We start from the raw sequence: 21,276 nt of genomic DNA on the forward strand, positions 1-21,276 counted from the left end.
GTACGCAACCTATGCCCGTGCCTGCGGTTGCACACCCGATTCGCGTATGGTCACGCTCATCTACCCCCGGCGACCCGTGGTGCACCCGTGATCCGATTCGACAACGTCTCCAAGGTCTACCCCAAGCAGACCCGCCCTGCACTCAGGGATGTGTCCCTGGAAGTGGAGAAGGGCGAGTTCGTCTTCCTCGTGGGGTCCTCCGGCTCCGGAAAGTCCACCTTCCTGCGGCTGATCCTCCGCGAGGAGCGGTGCAGTCACGGCCAGGTGCACGTCCTGGGCAAGGACCTCGCGCGCCTGTCCAACTGGAAGGTGCCGCAGATGCGCCGCCAGCTGGGGACCGTCTTCCAGGACTTCCGGCTGCTGCCGAACAAGACGGTCGCCGAGAACGTCGCCTTCGCGCAGGAGGTGATCGGCAAGTCCAAGGGCGAGATCCGCAAGTCCGTCCCCCAGGTGCTCGACCTCGTGGGCCTCGGCGGCAAGGAGGAGCGGATGCCCGGGGAGCTGTCCGGTGGTGAGCAGCAGCGCGTGGCGATCGCGCGCGCCTTCGTGAACCGGCCCAAGCTGCTGATCGCCGACGAGCCCACCGGCAACCTCGACCCGCAGACCTCCGTCGGCATCATGAAGCTGCTGGACCGGATCAACCGGACCGGCACGACCGTCGTGATGGCCACCCACGACCAGAACATCGTGGACCAGATGCGCAAGCGCGTCATCGAGCTGGAGAAGGGCCGCCTCGTCCGCGACCAGGCCCGCGGCGTCTACGGCTACCAGCACTGACCGCGACCGTCCCCGGAAAGGCCTGAAGAAGACGCCATGCGCGCCCAGTTCGTACTGTCCGAGATCGGTGTCGGTCTCCGCCGCAACCTGACGATGACCTTCGCCGTCATCGTCTCCGTCGCCCTGTCGCTCGCCCTGTTCGGCGGGTCGCTCCTGATGAGCGACCAGGTCAACACGATGAAGGGCTACTGGTACGACAAGGTCAACGTCTCGATCTTCCTCTGCAACAAGAGCGACGCCGAGTCCGACCCCAACTGCGCCAAGGGCGCGGTCACCGACGACCAGAAGAAGCAGATCAAGGCCGATCTGGACAAGATGGACGTCGTCCAGAAGGTCACCTACGAGTCGCAGGACGACGCGTACAAGCACTACAAGGAGCAGTTCGGCGACTCCCCGCTGGCCAGCTCCCTCACCCCGGACCAGATGCAGGAGTCGTACCGCATCAAGCTGAAGGATCCGGAGAAGTACCAGGTCATCGCCACCGCCTTCGACGGGCGGGACGGCGTGCAGTCGGTGCAGGACCAGAAGGGGATCCTCGACAACCTCTTCGGGCTGCTCAACGGCATGAACTGGGCCGCGCGGGCGGTCATGGCGCTGATGCTGGTCGTCGCGCTGATGCTGATCGTCAACACCGTGCGCGTCTCCGCGTTCAGCCGCCGGCGTGAGACCGGGATCATGCGGCTGGTCGGCGCCTCCGGCTTCTACATCCAGGCGCCGTTCATCATGGAGGCCGCGGTCGCCGGGCTGATCGGCGGGACGGTCGCCTGCGGATTCCTGGTGATCGCGCGGTACTTCATCATCGATCACGGACTCGACCTGTCCCACAAGCTGAATCTGATCAATTTCATCGGCTGGGACGCCGTGCTCACGAAACTGCCGCTCATCCTGGCCACGAGTCTGCTGATGCCCGCGCTTGCCGCGTTTTTCGCGCTGCGCAAGTACCTGAAGGTGTGACGCATGCCAAGAGGGCCGTACGGTCAAGACGCCGTACGGCCCTTCGCGTTGTCCTAGACTCACCGGCATGTCAGGCCGCGACCTGTTCTGTCAGCCCCGCCGCATGCGCCGCGGGGCGGCCCTGACATTGCTCTTCGCGAGCGTGGTCGTCGCGGCCGCCGCGACCGGCTCCTTTCCCGAGACCGACCGGAAATCCGCGGCGGGCGAGGCGCGTTCCGCCGTCCCGGCCGGGCATCACGAGGACGTCGCCAAGGCGGCCGAGGAGGCGCTCGCCGACGGCAAGTCCCCGATGGAGGCCGCCGAGCGTGCCGTGAGCCGCAGCGGGGACCGCTGGGGCGCCGTCTACTCCGAGGGCGAGTACGAGGAGTTCGAGGAGGCCCTCGACGGCCAGTACACCGGCGTCGGGCTGTGGGCGCGGCGCGAGCGGGACGGCCGTATCGAGGTGACCAAGGTGGCCTCCGGGTCGCCCGCGGCGGCGGCCGGCATCCACGCCGGCGACCGGCTGGCCAGCATCGACGGGGCGCCGGTCGACGGCCGCCCGGTCACCGAGGTCGTCTCCTTACTGCGCGGCGACGCGACGGATGCGCCCGCGGGTACGTCCGTACAGCTGGGCCTGGAGCGGGGCACGCGCGCGTGGACGCAGACCCTGCGGCGGGCCCGGCTGTCCACCGACTCGGTCACCGTTCGAAAGCTCGCCGGCGGGGTCACCGTCATCAAGATCGCCGCGTTCACCAAGGGCGTCGGGGACCTCGTGCGCACCGCCGTCCGGCAGGCTCCCGTCGGCACCGGCTTCATCCTCGACCTGCGCGGGAACTCCGGGGGGCTGGTCACCGAGGCCGTCACCACCGCGTCCGCCTTCCTGGACGGGGGGCTGGTCGCCACGTACGACGTGAACGGCGAGCAGCAGGCGCTGCACGCCGATGCCGGGGGAGACACCACCAGACCCCTGGTCGCGCTCGTCGACGGGGGGACGATGAGTGCGGCCGAACTGCTGACCGGGGCCCTGCAGGACCGTGGGCGCGCGGTGGTCGTGGGCTCCCGCACCTTCGGCAAGGGCTCGGTGCAGATGCCGAGCCGGCTGCCGGGCGGGTCCGTCGCCGAGCTGACCGTGGGGCACTACCGGACGCCGTCCGGGCGGAGTGTGGACGGGCGGGGGATCACGCCGGACCTGCCGGTGGCGCAGGCGGATTCGGCGGCGGCTGTTCAGAGGGCGGAGACAGTGCTGAGCGGGTTGGGCGACGCGGAGTAGCCCCACCAGGGACCCCGGTTTAAGGGCTGGCCCCGACACCCCTCCGTAGTGCGAAAATGGACGGCACTATGAGCAAGGGAATGTACGTACCGAAGGAGTCCCAGCCCAAGCAGGGCGGGAGTGCCGCCAAGGCCCGGGACGGCGAGAAGGGCGGCAAGCGGAAGATCGTCGCCCAGAACAAGAAGGCCCGGCACGACTACGCGATCGTCGACACCTACGAGGCCGGTCTCGTGCTGACCGGCACCGAGGTCAAGTCGCTGCGCGAGGGCCGGACCTCGCTGACCGACGGCTTCGTCCAGATCGACCGGGGCGAGGCGTGGCTGCACAACGCGCACATCCCGGAGTACCACCAGGGCAGCTGGACCAACCACTCCGCGCGCCGCAAGCGCAAGCTGCTGCTGCACCGCGAGGAGATCGACAAGCTGGAGGCCAAGGCGCAGGAGACGGGTCACACGATCGTGCCCCTCGCCCTGTACTTCAAGGACGGCCGGGCGAAGGCCGAGATCGCGCTCGCGCGAGGCAAGAAGGAGTACGACAAGCGCCAGACGCTGCGCGAGAAGCAGGACCGGCGGGAGTCGGACCGGGCGATCGCGGCGGCGAAGCGCAGGCAGCGGGGCGCGTAGCCGCCGGGAATACGGTGGCATCGACGGGCGTTGGTCACGTACGATGGCACCAACACCGGCTGAACCCGGTGTGAGCATTGAGCTGTATTTAATTGAATAGGGCAACATGGGGATGATCGGTTTCGACAGCGGCTGTCGAAGCAGGGGAAGCGTGTCGAGGAAGCGGCAATGATCTCGTAAACCATATGTCGCAAAAAATAATCGCCAATTCCAAGAGCGATTCTCCCGAGCTCTTCGCTCTCGCTGCCTGATCAGGTAGTGATCGAATAGCTCCTTGATGGGAGTGTCAGCCCGGGGGTGTTCCCGACCCGGATCCTGGCATCAGCTAGGGGACTAAACCTTGATCCCGGTCACGGGGTGAAGAGGGAAACCAAACAGTGACTGGGCCCGTCGGCGACTTGTTCGCGTGATCGCCGGGGCCGAGAAAATCGCAGCGAACTGCACACGGAGAAGCCCTGATTCCGCACCGTTGGACGCGGGTTCGATTCCCGCCATCTCCACTCATCCCATGTGGAAGAGCCTCTGACCTACCCAGGTCAGGGGCTCTTTTTGTGGGGCCGATTCTCCGTCGTGCTGCCCCAGCAGAGCAGCGCCAACAACGCCTCCTCCTGCTTCGACTGGTTCCAGAGCGGGGACGTCGGCGGGGATCCGGCGCGGGTGTACGTCACCGGGCTGTCCGCGGGCGGCGGGATCGTCGCCGGGCTGGCGTACGGGTGTGTGCAGGCCGCCGGGTCGCCGTGGGTGTGCATGTACGTCGGGGCCACGCAGACGGCGAAGCAGTGGGGCGACCGGGTGCGGGCCGCGCGGCCCGGCTACACCGTCCCCTGGCCGGCCCTCACCGTCTTCCAGGGCAGCGCCGACTACACCGTGAAGCCCGTCAACATGACCGACCTGATGAAGCAGTGGACCGATGTGCAGGGCACTGACCAGACGGCGGACGTCAGCGACCCCGGCAGCGGTACCGCCCAGTGCGGGACTGCCGGGGTCTACATCCTCGATGTGAACCTGTGCGCCGCCTACCGGCTGGGGCTCACCTCAGGTTGAACTCCGACAGGCGCAGGTCCTTGGACAGGACCAGGTAGACGTCCGTACGGCCCTTCGCCGCGCCCGACAGCTTCGCGGTCACCGTCGTGTAGTCGTACGGCGACGCCGTGCCCGGGAAGCTCGCGGTGCCGGCGAGGGTGCCGGTCGGGGAGCCGAGCCGGACCTCGACCGTGCCGGGTGCCGTACCGGCGAGACGGGCGCTGAACTCCTCGGCGCCCTTGCCCAGTTGGGTGTCCGCGAACTTCAGCCACGCGCCGTCGGAGGTCGACGACACCGCCGTACCGCTCGCCTTGGACTCGTCGACGAGGGTGATCGCCGAGTAGTCGTCGAAGTTCTCGGCGCGGGTGACCCGCGACAGGTCGCGTGGTGGGATCGTCTCGGCCTTCACCTGCCACGCCGTACGGGCCCTGATGTCGGTGGACGAGGAACCGACCAGGACGTCGTAAGTGCCGCTCTCCACCGTCCACTTGGAGCGCGTGACGTCCCAGTGCGCCAGGTCGGAGGGCCGCACCTTCAGCCGGACCGTCCTCGTCTCGCCCGGCTTCAGCGACACCCGCTGGAAGGACTTCAGCTGCTTCAGCGGCTGCTTGTCGCGGGAGGTGCGCTGGTGGGTGTAGAGCTGGACGACCTCGGCGCCGGTGCGGCTGCCGGTGTTGGTGACCGGGATCTCGTAGCCGTCGCCCGTGCGCTTCAACTCCCCGTAGCGGAAGGAGGTGTACGACAGGCCGTAGCCGAAGGGGTAGAGCGCCTGGCCCTTGAAGTACTGGTACGTGCGGTCCGACTTGATGATGTCGTAGTCGAGGATGGAGGGGAGGTCGGACTCGGAGCGGTACCAGGTCTGGGTGAGGCGGCCCGAGGGGTTCGCGTCGCCGTAGAGGAGGTCGGCGAGGGCGTTGCCGGTCTCCTGGCCCGCGTGGGTGGTCCACAGCAGGGCCGGGACCTCCTTCTGGAGCGAGCCGAGGGTGGTCGGGTAGCTGTTCTCGACGATCACGACCGTGTTCGGGTTCGCTTTGCGCACCGCCCTGACCAGGGACTCCTGGGCGGGGGCCAGGGCCATGTCGGTGCGGTCGTGGGCCTCGCGGCCGTTGATCGACGGGTCGGAGCCGACCACGACCACCGCGGTGTCCTTGCCCTTCACCGCGGCCACGGCCTCGTCGACGCCGCTGCGGACGACGTCCTTCGTGTAGTGCGCGGCCTGGTCCTTGGCCACCAGGCCCAGGGTGCCGTCGGTGCCGGTCGGGCCGAGGTAGACCGGGTTCGACCACCAGGACTCCGCCGTCTCGTAGCCGGCGTAGCGCAGGAGGTACGTGCCGTCGGTCTGTTCCTCCAGCTTGAACTGCTGCTGCACGAACCAGCCGTTGGGCTGCGCCTGGTCGTTGACGAAGTTCGACCAGTTGTAGCCGACGTACTTGCCGTTGGCGGCCGAGCGCAGGGTGACGATTCCGGAGCCCCAGTCGAACACGTCGAACTGGCTCGTCGGGCCCGTGTCCGCCGACTCCTTCAGCGCGGCCCCCGTGTCTCCCTCGCCCGCCGTCACGTACTTGCCGGTCGCCGCGTCCTTCAGCGCGATCCGGTCCACGCCCTCGCTGCCCGCGACGGACGTGCCGAGCTTCGCCGCGATGCCCTGCGCGGGCGTGACCGCGTACGGCAGGCTGCCCGAGTACCAGTCGGTGTACAGAGTGTCGGCGAGCGGGCCGACCACGGCCACGTCCTTCGCGGACTTCTTCAACGGCAGCGCGCCGGACTGGTTCTTCAGCAGTACGGCCGCCTCGGTGGCGGACTTGCGGGCCAGCGCGCGGTGCGCCGGGCTGTCGATGACGGAGGCGTCGATGGAGCCGTACCTGCCGCCGCCCGGGTCGAACTCGCCGAGCCGGACGCGCACGCTCAGCACGTCACCGGCGGCCTTGTCGACGTCCGACTCCTTCAACAGGCCCGTGGCCAGCGCCGACTTGATCGCGGTGGTCGTCGGGGCGGAGTCCGTGTCGTTGTCGGTGAAGCTGTCGATGCCGGCCTTCAGCGCCGCCGCGTCGGCCTCCGTCTGGGTGCCGTAGTACTTCTGGCTGCCGACCAGGTTGCCGGGCGCGTAGGCGTCGGTCACATTGAGCAGCCGCTGCGAGGACCAGGTGCGGACGGTGTCGTCGAGGGCCGGATTCACCGTGTTCGGGCGGCCGTTGACGAGGTTGTAGGACGACATCACGCCGGTCGCCGCGTCCGCCTCGATCGCCGGCTTGAAGGCCTGCTCGTCGTACTCCTTCAGGACGCGCGGGCGCAGCTCGGAGGTGCTGGTGTCGCGGTTGACCTCGTTGTTGTTGGCGAGGAAGTGCTTGATGGTCGGGGCCGTCTTCAGATGGTCCGGGTCGCCGCCGGTCAGGCCCGTGCCGTACGCCGTGGAGATCGAGCCCGTGAGGTACGGGTCCTCGGAGTAGCCCTCCTCGTTGCGGCCCCAGCGCGGGTCGCGCAGCAGGTTGACCACGGGCGCCCAGAGGTTGAGGCCCCAGCCGGCCGGGCGGGTCTGCTGGAAGCCCCGGGCCTCGTCGCCGACAGCCGAGCCGACCTGCCGGATCAGGGACGGGTCCCAGGTGGAGGCCAGCCCGACGGCCTGCGGGAAGACCATCGCCTTGCCGAGCCAGGCCACGCCGTGCAGGGCCTCGGTGCCGGTGCGGAAGGACTGGATGCCGAGGCGGGGGATGGCCGGCTCGTACTGGTGCAGGAGGGAGATCTTCTCGTCGAGGGTGAGGCGGGACAGGAGGTCGGAGACGCGGGCGTCGACGGAGAGGCTCGGGTCGCGGAAGGGGTAGGCCGGGTCGTCGGCGTGGGCGGGGACGGTGGCGCCCAGTCCGGCGACGAGGGCCAGCGCCACGAGCAGGACCGTTCTCGGTCTTCTTCGCTTGCCTTTCATGTCACGGCTCCTTCAAGTAGGGCCTTGCACAAGGAGATTGACTACGGGTTCAGGCATTGCGCGGTGCGGTGCTCGCCCGCTCCGTCATCCGGGGCGGCAGCAGCGTCGCCTCCGGCACGGCGGATCCGCCCAGCTTCTTCATCAGCAGCTGTACGGCCCGTTCGCCCACCTCGGCCGAGGGCAGGGCGACGGAGGTGACGGGGACGCGGACGGTCTCGGCGAGTTCGTCGGGGCAGATGGCGGTGACCGAGAGGTCGCCGGGGACCCGCAGCCCGAGCTGCTCGAAGGCGTCGATCAACGGCTCCAGGACGGCCTCGTTGTGGACGACGACCCCGGTCAACGCGGGCTGTTCGCGCAGCAGTTGCTCGGCGACGAGGCGGGCGGCCCCCGGCGAGGCCTCGCACGGATGCACTGAGGACGACAGCCCGCTGCGGTCGGCGGCGGCCGTGAACCCCTGCACCACCCGCTGGGCGAACGCCGTCCCGCGCACATACACCTCCGGCGGGGACCCCACCAGCGCCACCACCCGGTGCCCAAGCCGCGCCAGATGCTCCACGCACGCCTCGCCGGCCGCCTTGAAGTCCAGGTCGATGCAGGTCAGCCCGTCCGGCTCGGCCGGGAACCCGATCATCACCGACGGCCGGTCCAGGGAGCGCAGCAACGGCAGCCGGGGATCGTGCAGTTGGACGTCCATCACGATCAGGGCGTCCACCAGCGCGGTGTCGGCGACCCGGCGCAGTCCGTCCTCGCCCTCCTCCTGGGTGAGGAGGAGCACGTCATGGTCGTACCGGCGGGCGGTCGTCACGACGGACACCGCGAACTGCATGACCACCGGGACGTGGATGCCGGTCCGTAAGGGGATCACCAGCGCCAGGACGTTCGACCTACTGCTGGCCAGGGCGCGGGCGCCCGCGTGCGGGCGGTAGCCCAGCTCCAGGATCGCGGCCTCGACGCGCTGCCGGGTCTCCTCGGAGATCGGGCGCTTGCCGCTGAGCGCGTAGGACACGGTGCTGGGGGAGACCCCGGCGTGCCGTGCCACGTCCGTGATCTTCACCATCAGCCCAGCTCCAGCGAGAGGAACCCGGTCCCGGCCGCCGCCCGCACGGTCCGCTCCCCGGCCGCCAGGCTCCACCCGGCCACCGGATCACTGCACGAGGCCCGCAGCGTGTCCCCCTCGCGTACGACGGTGAAGCTCACGTCCCCCACCGGCACCGTCACCTGCGCTCCCCGCTCCAGGCCGTACGCCCGCAGGGTCACCCCGTCGGCATGGTCGTAGTCGGGCCGGTCGTGCACGGCCCCCACCGGGATCACCGCACCCGGCCGCACCAGCAGCGGCACGCTCAGGAAGCCGTGGCGCTCGCGCACCCAGCGCGGCCCGGTCACCGTCCGCCCGCTCAGGAAGTGGGTCCAGGTCCCCTCGGGCACGTAGTAGTCGACGTCGCCCTCGTCGGAGAAGACCGGCGCCACCAGCAGGTCCGGCCCCAGCATGTACTGCCGCTCCAGGTGCGCGCACCCGGGGTCGTCCGGGAACTCCAGCACCATCGCCCGCATCATCGGCACGCCCTCGGCGTGGGCGGTGCGCGCGGCCTCGTACAGGTACGGCATGAGGCTGAGCTTGAGCTGGGTGAACTGCCGCAGCACGTCCACGGATTCCTCGTCGAAGAGCCACGGCACGCGGTAGGAGGAGCTGCCGTGCAGCCGGCTGTGCGAGGACAGCAGGCCGAAGGCGATCCACCGTTTGAACAGCTCCGGCGTCGGCGTCCCCTCGAAGCCGCCGATGTCGTGGCTCCAGTACCCGAAGCCGGACAGGCCGAGGGAGAGGCCTCCGCGCAGCGACTCCGCCATCGACTCGTAGGTCGCCTCGCAGTCCCCGCCCCAGTGCACCGGGAACTTCTGGCTGCCCGCCGTCGCCGAGCGCCCGAACACCACCGCCTCGCCCTCACCGCGGTGCTTGCGCAGCACGTCGAAGACGGTGCGGTTGTAGAGGTACGTGTAGTAGTTGTGCATCCGCTCCGGGTCGGAGCCGTCGGACCAGGCCACGTCGGTCGGGACGCGCTCGCCGAAGTCGGTCTTGAAGCAGTCGACGCCCTGCCCGAGCAGCGCCTCCAACTTGGCCGCGTACCAGTCGCGGGCGGCCGGGCTCGTGAAGTCGACCAGGGCCATGCCGGGTTGCCACATGTCCCACTGCCAGACGCTGCCGTCCGGCCGCTTCAGCAGATGGCCGAGGGCCTTGCCCTCCGCGAACAGCGGGGAGCGCTGGGCGATGTAGGGGTTGATCCAGACGCAGACGTGCAGTCCGCGCGCCTTCAGCCGGGAGAGCATGCCCTCCGGGTCGGGGAACACCCGCGGGTCCCACTGGAAGTCGCACCAGTTGAACTCGCGCATCCAGAAGCAGTCGAAGTGGAAGACGGAGAGCGGCAGTTGCCGTTCCCGCATGCCCTCGATGAAGGAGGTGACCGTCTCCTCGTCGTAGGAGGTGGTGAAGGAGGTCGACAGCCACAGGCCGAACGACCAGGCGGGCGGCAGGGCCGGGCGGCCGGTGAGGGCCGTGTACTTGCGGAGGATGTCCTTGGGCGTGGGGCCGTAGATGACGTAGTACGTCAACTCCTGGGTCTCCGCGCTGAACTGGACCCGCGAGACCGCCTCCGAGCCGACCTCGAAGCTGACCTTGCCCGGGTGGTCGACGAAGACGCCGTAGCCCGCGTCCGTCAGATAGAACGGGACGTTCTTGTAGGCCTGTTCGGTGGCCGTGCCGCCGTCGGCGTTCCAGATGTCGACGACCTGGCCGTTCTTGACCAGCGGGCCGAAGCGCTCGCCGAGGCCGTAGACGGACGTGCCGACGCCGAGGTTGAGCTGCTCGCGCAGGTAGTGGGCGCCGGAGGCGGTGTCCCGCATGATGCCCATGCCCTTGGGGCCGCTGGAGGTCAGGGTGCGGCCGTGGGCGAGGAAGTCGACGTGCCAGGTGCCGGTGCGGGCGACCTTGACCGACAGCGCGCCGGAGGTGAGGGTCGCGTGCTCCTCGTCGTACTCGGTGTGCGCCGCGGACTCCTCTTCGAAGATCTCGAACTCGGGTCCGCGCGGCTGCTCGCCCTCGAAGTGGGTGAAGGTGAGGCCGATGACGTCCGGCATCGGCGTGTGCGCGCTGATCGTCACGACCGGTCCCTTCAGCAGGTCGCCGCGGTGCCGGATGGGCTGCGTCGGCGCGTGGATCTCCAGCGCGCCGTCCGTGGCGGTGACGTCGAGCACCTCGACGGGGTGGGCCGCCGTGACGCCCTCGCGCAGCAGCCAGTAACCATCGGTGAACTTCATGTGGGGGGTCCTTACTTCACGGCTCCCACGGCGATGCCGCGGGTGAGCGTCCGCTGGAAGACGAGGAAGAAGACGATCGCCGGGAGCACGCCCAGCAGGGCCGCCGCGTTGGTCATCGTGGCGTCCATCAGACGCTGGCCCTGGAGGACGCCGAGGGCCACCGACACCGTCTGGTTGTCGTTGGAGATCAGCATGACCAGGGGGAGCAGGAACTCGTTCCAGGTCCAGATGAAGAAGAAGACCAGGAGCACGCCGATGGTCGGGCGGCTGACCGGCACGACGATCCGCCACAGCACCTGCCACTTGTTGGCGCCGTCGATCCTGGCCGCCTCGATGATCTCGCGCGGGAACTGGCCGAGCACCGACGAGAGCAGATACGTGCCGAAGGCCGCCTGGATCACCGTGAAGACGATGATCACGCTCAGCCGGGTGTCGTAGAGACCGGCCTGCTTGCTCAGGTAGTAGATCGGGTAGACCAGCGCCTCCTGCGGGAGCATGTTGGCGAGGACGAAGAAGGCCAGCACCCAGGTGCGGCCCCTGATCCGTCCGATGCCGATCGCGTACGCGTTGAGGACGGACAGGACGGCGGCCAGGACCGCCACCGAGCCGCTGATCAGCGCCGAGTTGAAGAGCTTCTGGCCGTAGTCGACCCGGCTCCAGAAGTCCTTGAGGCCGTCCAGGTAGAGACCCTGGGGCAGGCTCAGCGGGCCGTGCTCGGAGTACTCCGCCGGGGACTTGACCGCGTTCACGGCCACGATCAGGAACGGCACGACCATGAAGAGGGCCGCGATGCACAGGGCGATCAGCACCGGGTAGCGGCGCAGGGCGGTGGTCATGCGCGGGCCCCTTCCTCGTCGCGGGTCTGGAGTTTCAGCAGGACGAGGGAGAGCGCCAGGATGATCACGGTGAGGACGGTTGAGATCGCGGCGCCGTAGCCGACCTGGGTCTTCTCGAAGAAGGTGGAGAAGGAGAAGTAGGAGGGCACGTCGGTCGCGCCGCCCGGGCCGCCCTTCGTCAGCACGTACACCGCGCCGAACACCTTGAGCGCGGCGATCGTGCACCAGGTCAGCACGACGTAGATCTCCGGGCGGATCTGCGGCAGCGTGATGTGCCAGAAGCGCCGCCACCAGCCGGCCCCGTCCAGCTCGGCCGCCTCGTACAACTGCGGGTCCACGCGCTGGAGTCCGGCCATGAAGACGACCAGCGGGAAGCCGATCTGCACCCAGACCATCACGCCCATCACGCTGTAGAGCGCGATGTCGGGATCGCCGAGCCAGTCCTGCTGCCAGCTGCCGAGTCCGACGGCCTTCAACAGCTCGTTGAGCGAGCCGTTGTCCGGCGCGAGGATCCAGCTCCAGACGATGCCGGCCACCGCGATCGGCAGCACCTGGGGGAGGTAGAAGCAGGCGCGGAGCACCGCGGCCCACTTCGAGCCGAAGTGCTTGCCGATGTAGTCGAACAGGGCCGCGGCGAGGACCAGACCGATCACGGTCGGTACGGCGGCCATGGCGACGACCATGAACAGGCTGTGCCGGAAGGACGCCCAGAACTCCGAATCGTCCAGCAGCTCACGGTAGTTGGCGAGGCCGGTCCACTTCGGGCTGCCGATGCCCTGCCACTCGGTGAAGCTCACGCCCGTGTTCATCAGGAACGGGACGATGATGATCGCCGTGAAGGCGAGGACGCCGGGGAGCAGGAACAGGGCGTACGAGTCGCGGGTACGGGGGCGGCGCGGGCCGGCGTGCGGGTGCTTGCCGACGGCCCGCGCGTCCCGTTCGACGGTGACCGTCATTGCTTCGGGGCGCCCTTGTCGTACGCCTGCTGGAGTGCGCTGAGGTAGGCGTCCGGTTTCTCACTGCCCGTGATCAGCTTCTGGGTCTCGGAGACGAGGGTGTCGTAGAAGCCGTTGACCGGCCAGTCCGGGTAGAAGGCGAGGCCGTCGCGCTGGCTGACGGTGTTGAAGTTGGCGATGAGCTGCTTGGACTTCGGGTCGGTGATCGCGCTGGTGTCCGCCGCGACCGGGATGCCGCCCTTGTTGCCGAGGAGGTTCTGGATCTTCTTCGACATGGTGATGTCGATGAAGTCGTACGCCAGGTCCTTGTTCTTGGCGTTCTTCGGGACCACCCAGATGTTGCCGCCGGAGCCGAGGGTGAGGTTCGAGCCGGGCCACAGCGTGGTGTCCCAGTCGAACTTGGCCTCGGACTGGAAGCGGCCGTACCACCAGCTGCCGGAGAACAGGATCGGCGCCTTGCCCTGGATCCAGGAGACGCCCGCGTCCTCCGCCTTGGTGCTGGTCGACTTCTTGCTGATGTAGCCCTTCTTCACCCAGTCGGCGAAAGTCGTCGCGCCGTACGTCCAGGCCGCGTCGTGGAAGTCCGTCTTGCCCTTGTACAGCTCGTACTTGTCGACCCAGGAGCGGTCGGCCTTGGAGAGCGCGAGCTGGTAGAGGTACTGCTGGGCCATGTACTCGGCGCCGGAGTTGGCGAGCGGCGTGACGCCCTTGGCGACGAACTTGTCCATGGCGGCGGTGAGTTCGTCGAAGGTCTTCGGCTCGGCGATCCCGTACTTCTTGAAGAGGTCCTTGTTGTAGTAGACCATCGTGTACTCGGCGTAGTTGGGCACGCCGTACCACTTGCCGGAGCCCATGACGCCGTTGGCGTCGTACATGCTGGTCGTGGCCACGCCCGAGCTGAGCTTCTTGTCCCAGCCGCGCTTGGCCGCCTCGGCGGTCAGATCGGTCAGCAGTCCCTGCTTGGAGAGGGTGCCCGCGGTCGCGTTGCCCTTGTTGTACTCCATGATGTCGGGCGCGTCCGAGGAGTTGAGGATCATGGGCGCCGTCTTCTGGATCTGCTCGAAGCCCTTCTCCTCGAACTTCACCTTGACGCCCGGATGCTTCGCCTCGAACTCCTTGATCGCCTCGTTCCAGGCCACGCCCATCGCGCTGTCGGGGCCCTCGTAGTGCCAGAGCTTGAGCGTCTTGGCGTCGGACGACCCGCTGTCCGAGCCGCCGCAGGCGGTCAGCAGCAGCGCTCCGCTCAGGAGCGCCGCCGTGACCGTCGCCACACGCCTTCGTGCCGTCAACATCCCTGCCTCCAGGAGAGCCGGATGGGTATCGGGGCGTCACGCACCGGTGATCGATTCATCGAATCGATTCGATGCGTGGCGTCGAAGCGCTTCGACGGAGGAAGGTATGTGCGGGCTGTGGGCCCGTCAATGCATCGGACGGGAATTGCTGTCCGGATCTGTTGCCGCCTGTTGGACCAGGGCGGTCATCAGCGCGACGGCCGCCGCCGTCACCGGCACCCCGAAACCGGCGGCCGGTGAGAGGTGGTCCACCATCCAGCCGCCGGTCGCCGACCCGGCCGCGATGCCGCCGAGCAGGCCGGTCACCGCGAGGGTCATGCCCTCGTTGAGGCGGGCCTCGGGGACGCGCTGCTGCACCAGGGTCATGGTGGTGACCATGGTCGGCGCGGTGGCCATGCCGGCGACCAGCAACGTGAGCGCGAGGAGCGCGAGCGAGCCGGTGCGGGCGGCGGCGAGCAGCGGCAGGGTCAGCAGGGCCGTCATCGCCGCGAGGCACCAGGGCAGCCGGGCGGCGGCCGAGCCGGAGGGCTTGAGCGCCCCGAACAGCAGCCCCGCCGCGCACGAGCCGCCCGCCTGGAGCGCCAGCACGGCCCCCGCCGCCGAGCGGTGCCCCTGCGCGTCGGCGAAGGCGATGGTGACGACCTCCATCGACCCGAACACCGCGCCCATCGCCAGGCAGACGGCGAGCAGGGACGGGATCCCGGGCGCCCGGAAAGGGGATCCGGCGGTGGTACGGGCGTGCGGGGGCGGCTCGGTCGAGCGCTGGGCGGCGAACAGCAGCATGCCGGTCAGCAGCAGCACCGCCCCGACCAGCGTGCCCGCCTCCGGGAAGAAGGCCCCGCACAGGAAGGCCGCGAGCACCGGGCCCAGCATGAAGCACAGCTCGTCGGCGGCCTGTTCGAAGGAGTTCGCGGTGTGCAGCGCGCGGTCGTCGCCCTTGAGGAGGTGGTTCCAGCGGGCGCGGGACATGCCGCCGGTGTTGGGGGTGGTCGCGGTGGCGGCGTAGGAGGCGAAGAGGGTCCAGGCCGGGGCGTCGTAGTGCACGCAGAGCAGCAGGGCGAGCGAGCCGAGCGCGGCGATCACCGTCGCCGGTACGGCGATCCGGGCCTGCCCGTGCCGGTCCACCAGCCGCGCGGTCCAGGGCGCGACCAGCGCGGTCGCCGCGAGGCCGGTCGCGGTGACGGCCCCGGCCAGCGCGTACGAGCCGCGCGCCCCGGCGATCATCACGACCGCGCTCACACCGAACATGCCCATGGGGAGGCGGGCGAGGAGATTCCCGAGGGTGAAGGCGCGGGCGCCGGGTGTGGTGAGGAGGCGGCGGTAGGGGCCGGGCGGGCGGCTGCCCGTACGGGCGTTGAAGTCGACGGCGACGACGGCGTCGGCGGTCACCGTGAACAACAGGGGCTTCCTGGGCGTCGGTTGCGGCATGGACACCACCGTCGCCCGCGGACGATCAAGCGGTCCAACACCTTCTCCGCACCGATTCACGCACCCCGGTTGTAAATACGCGCGCCGGTCCGCTCACCCGCGTTGTAGCTTCGCCGGATGCCCGCACCCCGTGACCTCGACCCCCGCCTCCTGCGCGCCTTCGTCACCGTCGCCGAGGAACTGCACTTCACCCGTGCCGCGGCCCGGCTCTACGTTGCCCAGCAGGCCCTCAGCCGGGATGTACGGCGCCTGGAGCGGGAGTTGGGGGCCGAGCTGTTCGTCCGGTCCACCCGGCAGGTGACGCTCACGGCCGACGGCGAGCGGCTGCTGCCGTACGCGCGCCGGGTGCTCGCGGCCCAGGACGAGCTGCTCGGCGCCTTCGGGCAGGCCCGCCCGCTGCTGGTCGACCTCAACTACCGGGGCGCGGTCACCGCCCGCCGCGTCCTGCTCCGGGCCCGCGAACTCGCCCCCGAACACGAGCTGATGGCCCGTTACGAGAGCGGTCTGACCGGCGCGGCGGAGGAGCTGGTGGCCGGGCGGCTCGACGCCTCGTTCGGCCGCTTCGCGGGCCTGGACCCGGCGCTGCGCGGCCGCCTCGACCACCAGCCCGTCCGCTACGAACCGATGGCCGTCGTCCTGCCCGAGGACCACCGGCTGGCGTCCCTGCCCGCGGTGCCGCTCGCCGCGCTGGCCGGCGAGACCGTGTACGCCGGCGCCGGAAACCCCCGTACACCGGAGTGGACGGACCTCGCCCGCAGCCTGTTCGACGGGCGGGGCATCGGGATCGCGCCGCCCGCGCCGCTCGCCGTCGGCTACGAGGAGTTCGAGCGGATCATGGCCAAGATGCGGAACCCGATCCTCGCCGTGGTGGACTTTCCGGCCATGCCTCGGACGGTGCTGCGGCCCTTGATCGACCCTGTGCCTTTGTCGCCGGTGTCACTTGTGTGGCGGAAGGGGCTGGTGCACCCCGGATTCGACGCGCTTCGACAGGCCGCGCGCGAACTCTCGGCCGCGGAGGGCTGGCTGCGGCGGCCGGCCGAAGGATGGATTCCGGCCATCGATCGGGAGCTCATTCCGTCTCACAACTGACACATGTCAAACACGGAACCTCCTTGTGCGCTACATTCGTGGACCGAGCACGCTGTGCTGAAGGGGGCGCTGGAGCCTGGTGGGGGCCGGGTTCGGCGACGAGTGCTCGGAGTCGTGTGCGCACCCGGTCCTGTCCCGTGGGGGGATGTACGTGCGCGTGGAAAAGTGGCGGGAAGACGCCCAACCGGAATGGCCCGATATTCCATCGGACACCCAGGTCGTTCCGGCGATGGAGGATACGAAGAGGAAGGCCGCCCAGGCGCGGGCCGACCGGTCGGATCCGGACACCGGGTGGGATGCGTTCCGGGCGACCGGAACGTCCCGGGGGGCTTTTCACGAGGCTCCTCGTGACCCGGCTCCTCGCGACCCCTGGGCGGCGTCCGCCGAGCCGGAGCACACCCATGACCCGCACGAGGTGACCGTCCAGCTCGACGCGGTCGGCCTCCAGGAGGATCTGCGGCTGCGCAAGGCCGAGGGCGGCGCGGCCGACGGCGGCGACGGGCCGGTGTTCGTCGACGCCTCCGGCCGCCGCAGCCGCCGCTTCCGCCGCCTCGGCATCGCGGTCGCCGTCGCGTGTGCGGTCTACGCGGTCGTCATCGTCGTAACCCTGCTGTCCGGGAGCTCGGACGCGCCCTGGCTGCCCGTGCCGGGGCAGAAGGACGAGCAGCCGGCCGGGCAGGTCGAGCCGTCCACGCCGCCCGCGGACTCCGCCCTGCCCTCGGACAGCGCCGGAGCCTCGCCCGGGGCGACGCCGAGCGTCAGCGCCGGTACGACGCCGTCGCCGGGCGTCAGTGGCACCGCGTCCGGCGCGACGGCCGGCACGCGCGGCACCGGCGCGTCCACCGCTCCCGAGCCGACGGCGACGAAGACCTCGACCAAGCCCGGCACCGGCGCGGGCGACCCCGACCCGTCGACGTCGGCCGACCCGACGACACCCACGCCCGACCCCAGCACCAGCGAGAGCCCGGTCACCCCGACCGAGTCCGCGGTCGGGCCCGGCACCGGCACGGTCGCCGACGGCCCGCACGACCCCAGTCCGCTCGCCGAGGCCCCGGTCGTCACCGGCGCCTCGCGCGCCTCCCCGTCCCCGGAGAACCTCCTCTGATGGCCTCCCGCACCCGCCGTCACGGTCCCGCGCCCCGAGCCCGTGACAGCTCACCGCGCCGCCGCGTGCCCATGCGTCTGCTGCTGCCCAGCCTCGTCCTCGTCGCCCTGATGGCGATGCTGATGCTGCGCGGCTACGTGCACAGCGAGATCCTCGCCGACCACCGCGTCCGCCCCGAGGCCGCCACCGACAAGGTGCCGGAGAAGATCCTCGACGGCGGCCCGGTCATCGACACCCGCAGCGGGCGGACGACCAGCATCAGCGTGCCGGACCACCGCCTGGTCCTCACCTTCGACGACGGCCCGGACCCGACCTGGACCCCGAAGGTCCTGGACGTGCTGAAGAAGCACCACGCCCACGCGGTGTTCTTCGTCACCGGCACGATGACCTCCCGCTACCCGGAGCTGGTCCGGCGGATGGTGGCCGAGGGCCACGAGGTGGGCCTGCACACCTTCAACCACCCCGACCTCTCCTACCAGTCCAAGAAGCGCATCGACTGGGAGCTGTCCCAGAACCAGCTGGCCCTCGCGGGCGCGGCCGGCATCCGCAGCTCCATCTTCCGGCCGCCGTACTCGTCCTTCGCGGACGCCATGGACGACAAGTCCTGGCCGGTGACCCAGTACATCGGCACCAAGGGCTATCTCACCGTCGTCAACAACACCGACAGCGAGGACTGGCGCAAGCCGGGCGTGGACGAGATCATCCGCCGGGCCACCCCGCACGGCGGCAAGGGTGCCATCGTCCTGATGCACGACTCCGGCGGCGACCGCCACCAGACCGTGCAGGCGCTGGACGAGTTCCTGCCGACGCTGCAGAAGCAGGGGTACGAGTTCGACAACCTCACCGAGGCCCTGGACGCGCCCAGCGCGCTGACCAAGGTCTCCGGCATCGACCTGTGGAAGGGCAAGGCCTGGATCTTCCTGGTCGGCGCCTCCGACGGCATCACGAGCGTGATGGTGGTCGGCCTCTCGGTGGTCGGCGCGCTGGTGATCGCCCGCTTCGTGCTGATGCTGCTGCTCTCCGGCGTCCACGCCCGCCGGGTGCGGCGCCGCGGCTTCCGCTGGGGCCCGCCGGTGACCGAACCGGTGTCGGTGCTCGTCCCGGCGTACAACGAGGCCAAGTGCATCGAGAACACGGTCCGTTCCCTCATGGCCAGTGAGCATCCGGTCGAGGTGATCGTCGTCGACGACGGTTCGAGCGACGGCACGGCGCGGATCGTCGAGGCGATGGGCCTGCCGAACGTCCGGGTGGTCCGCCAGCTCAACGCGGGCAAGCCCGCCGCCCTCAACCGCGGTCTGGCGAACGCCCGTCACGACATCATCGTGATGATGGACGGCGACACCGTCTTCGAACCCGCCACGGTCCGCGAACTCGTCCAGCCCTTCGGCGACCCGCGCGTGGGCGCCGTCGCCGGCAACGCGAAGGTCGGCAACCGCGACTCGCTCATCGGCGCCTGGCAGCACATCGAGTACGTGATGGGCTTCAACCTCGACCGCCGTATGTACGACATCCTGCGCTGCATGCCGACGATCCCCGGCGCGGTCGGAGCCTTCCGCCGCTCCGCGCTGGAACGCGTCGGCGGCATGAGCGACGACACCCTCGCCGAGGACACCGACATCACGATGGCGATGCACCGGGACGGCTGGCGGGTGGTGTACGCCGAGAAGGCCCGCGCCTGGACCGAGGCCCCCGAGTCGGTCCAGCAGCTGTGGTCCCAGCGCTACCGCTGGTCGTACGGCACGATGCAGGCGATCTGGAAACACCGCCGAGCCCTGGTGGAGAGGGGCCCGTCGGGCCGCTTCGGCCGGGTGGGCCTCCCGCTGGTCTCGCTCTTCATGGTGGTGGCCCCGCTCCTGGCCCCCCTGATCGACGTGTTCCTCCTGTACGGAGTGGTGTTCGGCCCGACCCAGAAGACGATCGTGGCCTGGCTGGGCGTACTGGCGATCCAGGCGACCTGCGCGGCGTACGCGTTCCGCCTCGACCGCGAGCGCATGACCCACCTGATCTCCCTGCCGCTCCAGCAGATCCTCTACCGCCAGCTCATGTACGTCGTGCTGCTCCAGTCCTGGATCACGGCACTCACCGGCGGCCGCCTGCGCTGGCAGAAGCTGCGCCGCACGGGGGTCGTGGAGGCGCCGGGCGCCGACGGGGTGCCGCGCCAGCGGACGCGCAACAGCAGCAGTGATCGGAGGCCGGTGGCATGACGCACGGATACACGACCGGGACGCCGGAGTCGACGCCGGTGTACGGCATTCCGCAGCAGCGCGTGTCGGAAGGGGCCACCGAACCGGCCACCGCACCGGCCGCCGGCGCGAAGAAGCCGGGCGGCCGGGACCGCTACCTGGACCTCCTCCGCTCGATCGCCCTGGTCCGCGTGGTCGTCTACCACCTCTTCGGCTGGGCGTGGCTGACGGTCCTCTTCCCCTCGATGGGCGTGATGTTCGCGCTGGCGGGCTCGCTGATGGCGCGCTCCCTGAACCGCCCGGCGCTGAGCGTGATCCGCGGCCGGGTCCGGCGTCTGCTGCCTCCCCTCTGGGCGTTCAGCGCGGTGGCGCTGGCGCTGATGTTCGCGGGCGGCTGGAACCCGGTGAAGGACCCCGACCACGGCGGCACCTGGGGCGTGGTCGACCTGATCAACTACGTGATCCCGATCGGCGCCCCGCCCTTCCCCTGGCACATCGGCTCCAAGTCGGGCCTGCTGGAGGACACTTGGGCGGTCCAGGCGTGCGGGCCACTGTGGTACCTGCGCGCCTACCTGTGGTTCGTGGTGGCGTCCCCGCTGTTGCTGTGGGCGTTCCGCCGCGTGCCGTGGGCAACGCTGCTGGCCCCTCTGGGGGTTACGGCGATCGTCGGCACGGGCCTGGTCTCCATCCCCGGCGAGACCGGCAACGCGGTCACCGACTTCGCGGTGTACGGCGGCTGCTGGGTCCTGGGCTTCGCCCACCACGAGGGCGTACTCCAGCGCATCCCGCGCTATGTCGCCGTCTCCTGCTCGGCGCTGCTGATGGCGTTCGGCCTGTGGTGGGCGTCGGGCCATCTGGGCCCCGACGGCTGGGACCTGAACGACATCCCGCTGGCCCAGGCGACCTGGAGCTTCGGCTTCGTGGTGATCCTGCTCCAGTACTCGCCGTCCTGGCAGGAGCTCCCGGGCCGCCTGGCGAGGTGGGACAAGCTGGTGACGCTCTCCAACAACCGCGCGGTCACGATCTACCTCTGGCACAACATGCTGATCATGGCCACGGTCCCGATCATCGACCGGGCCTACGACCTCCCGTTCATGCAGAGCGACCGCGCGGTGGGCGCGCTGGACTCGACGTACATGCTGTGGATGTTCTTCCTGGTGTGGCCGCTGATCGGGTTGGTGATCCTGGCGTTCGGCTGGATCGAGGACATCGCGGCGAAGCGAAGCCCGAGGCTGTGGCCGGACGGGGCGCGGAGGGGTGGAGCGCGGCGGAGGGGCTGACCCGCCAGATTTCCACAGCCGGACATCCTCCTCGCCGTCGAGGTCGGCGAGGCCGGTGACGCCCGGTTCACATGTGGCCGCTCTCCGCCGGGGAGATGTTCGTAACCTACCGACGCACTACCTCTCATCCCGCCCCCGGCCGGGGTGAGAGCAAAGTTCCTTTCCGGTCACCCGGTGCCACAGGGTGGAAACGCCGCCTCCCTACCTTCGGGACTCATCACCGCTCATCTCCCCCCGAGCACGACCGAGCCC

The 21,276-nt window shown here is 69.7% G+C and carries 16 protein-coding genes and 1 other RNA gene; 10 read left to right on the forward strand and 7 right to left on the reverse strand.

Features of this window, described 5'->3' with window-relative positions; all coding sequences use genetic code 11:
• The first annotated feature begins 87 nt into the window (after positions 1–87).
• The 6 genes from ftsE (at position 88) to MQP27_RS35335 (ending at position 4,647) form a co-directional block, all read left to right on the forward strand.
• A complete protein-coding gene (ftsE, locus tag MQP27_RS35310) occupies positions 88–777 on the forward strand; it encodes a cell division ATP-binding protein FtsE (protein WP_133046264.1) in 690 nt (229 codons plus the stop codon).
• A gap of 36 nt (positions 778–813) precedes the next feature.
• Entirely contained in the window at positions 814–1,731 is a 918-nt protein-coding gene (ftsX, locus tag MQP27_RS35315; RefSeq protein WP_242772887.1) for a permease-like cell division protein FtsX, read from the forward strand.
• 67 nt (positions 1,732–1,798) lie between these two features.
• On the forward strand, positions 1,799–2,980 hold the full coding sequence (locus MQP27_RS35320; RefSeq protein ID WP_242772888.1) for a S41 family peptidase: 1,182 nt from the start codon (positions 1,799–1,801) through the stop codon (positions 2,978–2,980).
• A gap of 80 nt (positions 2,981–3,060) precedes the next feature.
• Positions 3,061–3,603, forward strand: a complete 543-nt coding sequence (smpB, locus tag MQP27_RS35325; RefSeq protein ID WP_242773468.1) for an SsrA-binding protein SmpB — start codon at positions 3,061–3,063, stop codon at positions 3,601–3,603.
• Positions 3,604–3,711: 108 nt separating this feature from the next.
• Positions 3,712–4,106: a transfer-messenger RNA gene (gene ssrA / locus MQP27_RS35330) on the forward strand.
• Positions 4,107–4,173: 67 nt separating this feature from the next.
• On the forward strand, positions 4,174–4,647 hold the full coding sequence (locus MQP27_RS35335; RefSeq protein WP_242772889.1) for an alpha/beta hydrolase family protein: 474 nt from the start codon (positions 4,174–4,176) through the stop codon (positions 4,645–4,647).
• Here the strand turns inward: MQP27_RS35335 and MQP27_RS35340 are convergent.
• The 7 genes from MQP27_RS35340 to MQP27_RS35370 all read right to left on the reverse strand — a co-directional run bounded on the left by MQP27_RS35340 (position 4,634) and on the right by MQP27_RS35370 (position 15,367).
• The gene (locus MQP27_RS35340) at positions 4,634–7,546 is read right to left on the reverse strand and encodes a glycoside hydrolase family 3 C-terminal domain-containing protein (RefSeq protein ID WP_242772890.1); all 2,913 of its coding nucleotides are present in this window, start codon (positions 7,544–7,546) and stop codon (positions 4,634–4,636) included. The genes MQP27_RS35335 and MQP27_RS35340 overlap by 14 nt on opposite strands.
• Before the next feature lie 49 nt (positions 7,547–7,595).
• Positions 7,596–8,603: a LacI family DNA-binding transcriptional regulator gene (locus tag MQP27_RS35345; protein ID WP_242772891.1), complete on the reverse strand. Its 1,008-nt coding sequence runs from the start codon at positions 8,601–8,603 to the stop codon at positions 7,596–7,598.
• Positions 8,603–10,855 carry an alpha-xylosidase gene (gene yicI / locus MQP27_RS35350; protein ID WP_242772892.1) on the reverse strand — a complete coding sequence of 751 codons (2,253 nt, stop codon included), beginning with the start codon at positions 10,853–10,855 and terminating at the stop codon, positions 8,603–8,605. The genes MQP27_RS35345 and yicI overlap by 1 nt, the downstream gene beginning before the upstream one ends.
• A gap of 11 nt (positions 10,856–10,866) precedes the next feature.
• Positions 10,867–11,691: a carbohydrate ABC transporter permease gene (locus tag MQP27_RS35355; protein ID WP_242772894.1), complete on the reverse strand. Its 825-nt coding sequence runs from the start codon at positions 11,689–11,691 to the stop codon at positions 10,867–10,869.
• Entirely contained in the window at positions 11,688–12,647 is a 960-nt protein-coding gene (locus MQP27_RS35360; RefSeq protein WP_242772897.1) for a carbohydrate ABC transporter permease, read from the reverse strand. The genes MQP27_RS35355 and MQP27_RS35360 overlap by 4 nt, the downstream gene beginning before the upstream one ends.
• Positions 12,644–13,939 (reverse strand): extracellular solute-binding protein, encoded by a 1,296-nt coding sequence (locus tag MQP27_RS35365; RefSeq protein ID WP_242772899.1) that lies wholly within the window; start codon positions 13,937–13,939, stop codon positions 12,644–12,646. Before MQP27_RS35365 ends, MQP27_RS35360 begins: the two co-directional genes overlap by 4 nt.
• 126 nt (positions 13,940–14,065) lie before the next feature.
• On the reverse strand, positions 14,066–15,367 hold the full coding sequence (locus MQP27_RS35370) for an MFS transporter (protein ID WP_242772901.1): 1,302 nt from the start codon (positions 15,365–15,367) through the stop codon (positions 14,066–14,068).
• A 117-nt stretch (positions 15,368–15,484) separates the two neighbouring features.
• On the opposite strand from MQP27_RS35370, the gene MQP27_RS35375 reads away from it, so the two are divergent.
• The 4 genes from MQP27_RS35375 (at position 15,485) to MQP27_RS35390 (ending at position 21,024) form a co-directional block, all read left to right on the forward strand.
• Entirely contained in the window at positions 15,485–16,456 is a 972-nt protein-coding gene (locus MQP27_RS35375; RefSeq protein WP_242772903.1) for a LysR family transcriptional regulator, read from the forward strand.
• Positions 16,457–16,871: 415 nt separating this feature from the next.
• Entirely contained in the window at positions 16,872–17,561 is a 690-nt protein-coding gene (locus tag MQP27_RS35380; RefSeq protein ID WP_242772904.1) for a hypothetical protein, read from the forward strand.
• Positions 17,561–19,765: a bifunctional polysaccharide deacetylase/glycosyltransferase family 2 protein gene (locus MQP27_RS35385; protein WP_242772905.1), complete on the forward strand. Its 2,205-nt coding sequence runs from the start codon at positions 17,561–17,563 to the stop codon at positions 19,763–19,765. The genes MQP27_RS35380 and MQP27_RS35385 overlap by 1 nt, the downstream gene beginning before the upstream one ends.
• The gene (locus tag MQP27_RS35390) at positions 19,762–21,024 is read left to right on the forward strand and encodes an acyltransferase family protein (RefSeq protein ID WP_242772906.1); all 1,263 of its coding nucleotides are present in this window, start codon (positions 19,762–19,764) and stop codon (positions 21,022–21,024) included. The genes MQP27_RS35385 and MQP27_RS35390 overlap by 4 nt, the downstream gene beginning before the upstream one ends.
• Positions 21,025–21,276 lie beyond the last annotated feature (252 nt).

The organism is Streptomyces cylindrosporus (genome assembly GCF_022698165.1).
GTDB classification, from domain to species: domain Bacteria; phylum Actinomycetota; class Actinomycetes; order Streptomycetales; family Streptomycetaceae; genus Streptomyces; species Streptomyces cylindrosporus.

Excerpts from the sequence above, each read along its gene's own strand:
- ftsX (WP_242772887.1), top strand. The coding sequence starts at position 814 with ATGCGCGCCCAGTTCGTACTGTCCGAGATCGGTGTCGGTCTCCGCCGC.
- MQP27_RS35320 (WP_242772888.1), top strand. The coding sequence starts at position 1,799 with ATGTCAGGCCGCGACCTGTTCTGTCAGCCCCGCCGCATGCGCCGCGGG.
- smpB (WP_242773468.1), top strand. The coding sequence starts at position 3,061 with ATGTACGTACCGAAGGAGTCCCAGCCCAAGCAGGGCGGGAGTGCCGCC.
- MQP27_RS35340 (WP_242772890.1), bottom strand. The coding sequence starts at position 7,546 with ATGAAAGGCAAGCGAAGAAGACCGAGAACGGTCCTGCTCGTGGCGCTG.
- MQP27_RS35345 (WP_242772891.1), bottom strand. The coding sequence starts at position 8,603 with ATGGTGAAGATCACGGACGTGGCACGGCACGCCGGGGTCTCCCCCAGC.
- yicI (WP_242772892.1), bottom strand. The coding sequence starts at position 10,855 with ATGAAGTTCACCGATGGTTACTGGCTGCTGCGCGAGGGCGTCACGGCG.
- MQP27_RS35355 (WP_242772894.1), bottom strand. The coding sequence starts at position 11,691 with ATGACCACCGCCCTGCGCCGCTACCCGGTGCTGATCGCCCTGTGCATC.
- MQP27_RS35360 (WP_242772897.1), bottom strand. The coding sequence starts at position 12,647 with ATGACGGTCACCGTCGAACGGGACGCGCGGGCCGTCGGCAAGCACCCG.
- MQP27_RS35365 (WP_242772899.1), bottom strand. The coding sequence starts at position 13,939 with ATGTTGACGGCACGAAGGCGTGTGGCGACGGTCACGGCGGCGCTCCTG.
- MQP27_RS35370 (WP_242772901.1), bottom strand. The coding sequence starts at position 15,367 with ATGCCGCAACCGACGCCCAGGAAGCCCCTGTTGTTCACGGTGACCGCC.
- MQP27_RS35375 (WP_242772903.1), top strand. The coding sequence starts at position 15,485 with ATGCCCGCACCCCGTGACCTCGACCCCCGCCTCCTGCGCGCCTTCGTC.
- MQP27_RS35385 (WP_242772905.1), top strand. The coding sequence starts at position 17,561 with ATGGCCTCCCGCACCCGCCGTCACGGTCCCGCGCCCCGAGCCCGTGAC.
- MQP27_RS35390 (WP_242772906.1), top strand. The coding sequence starts at position 19,762 with ATGACGCACGGATACACGACCGGGACGCCGGAGTCGACGCCGGTGTAC.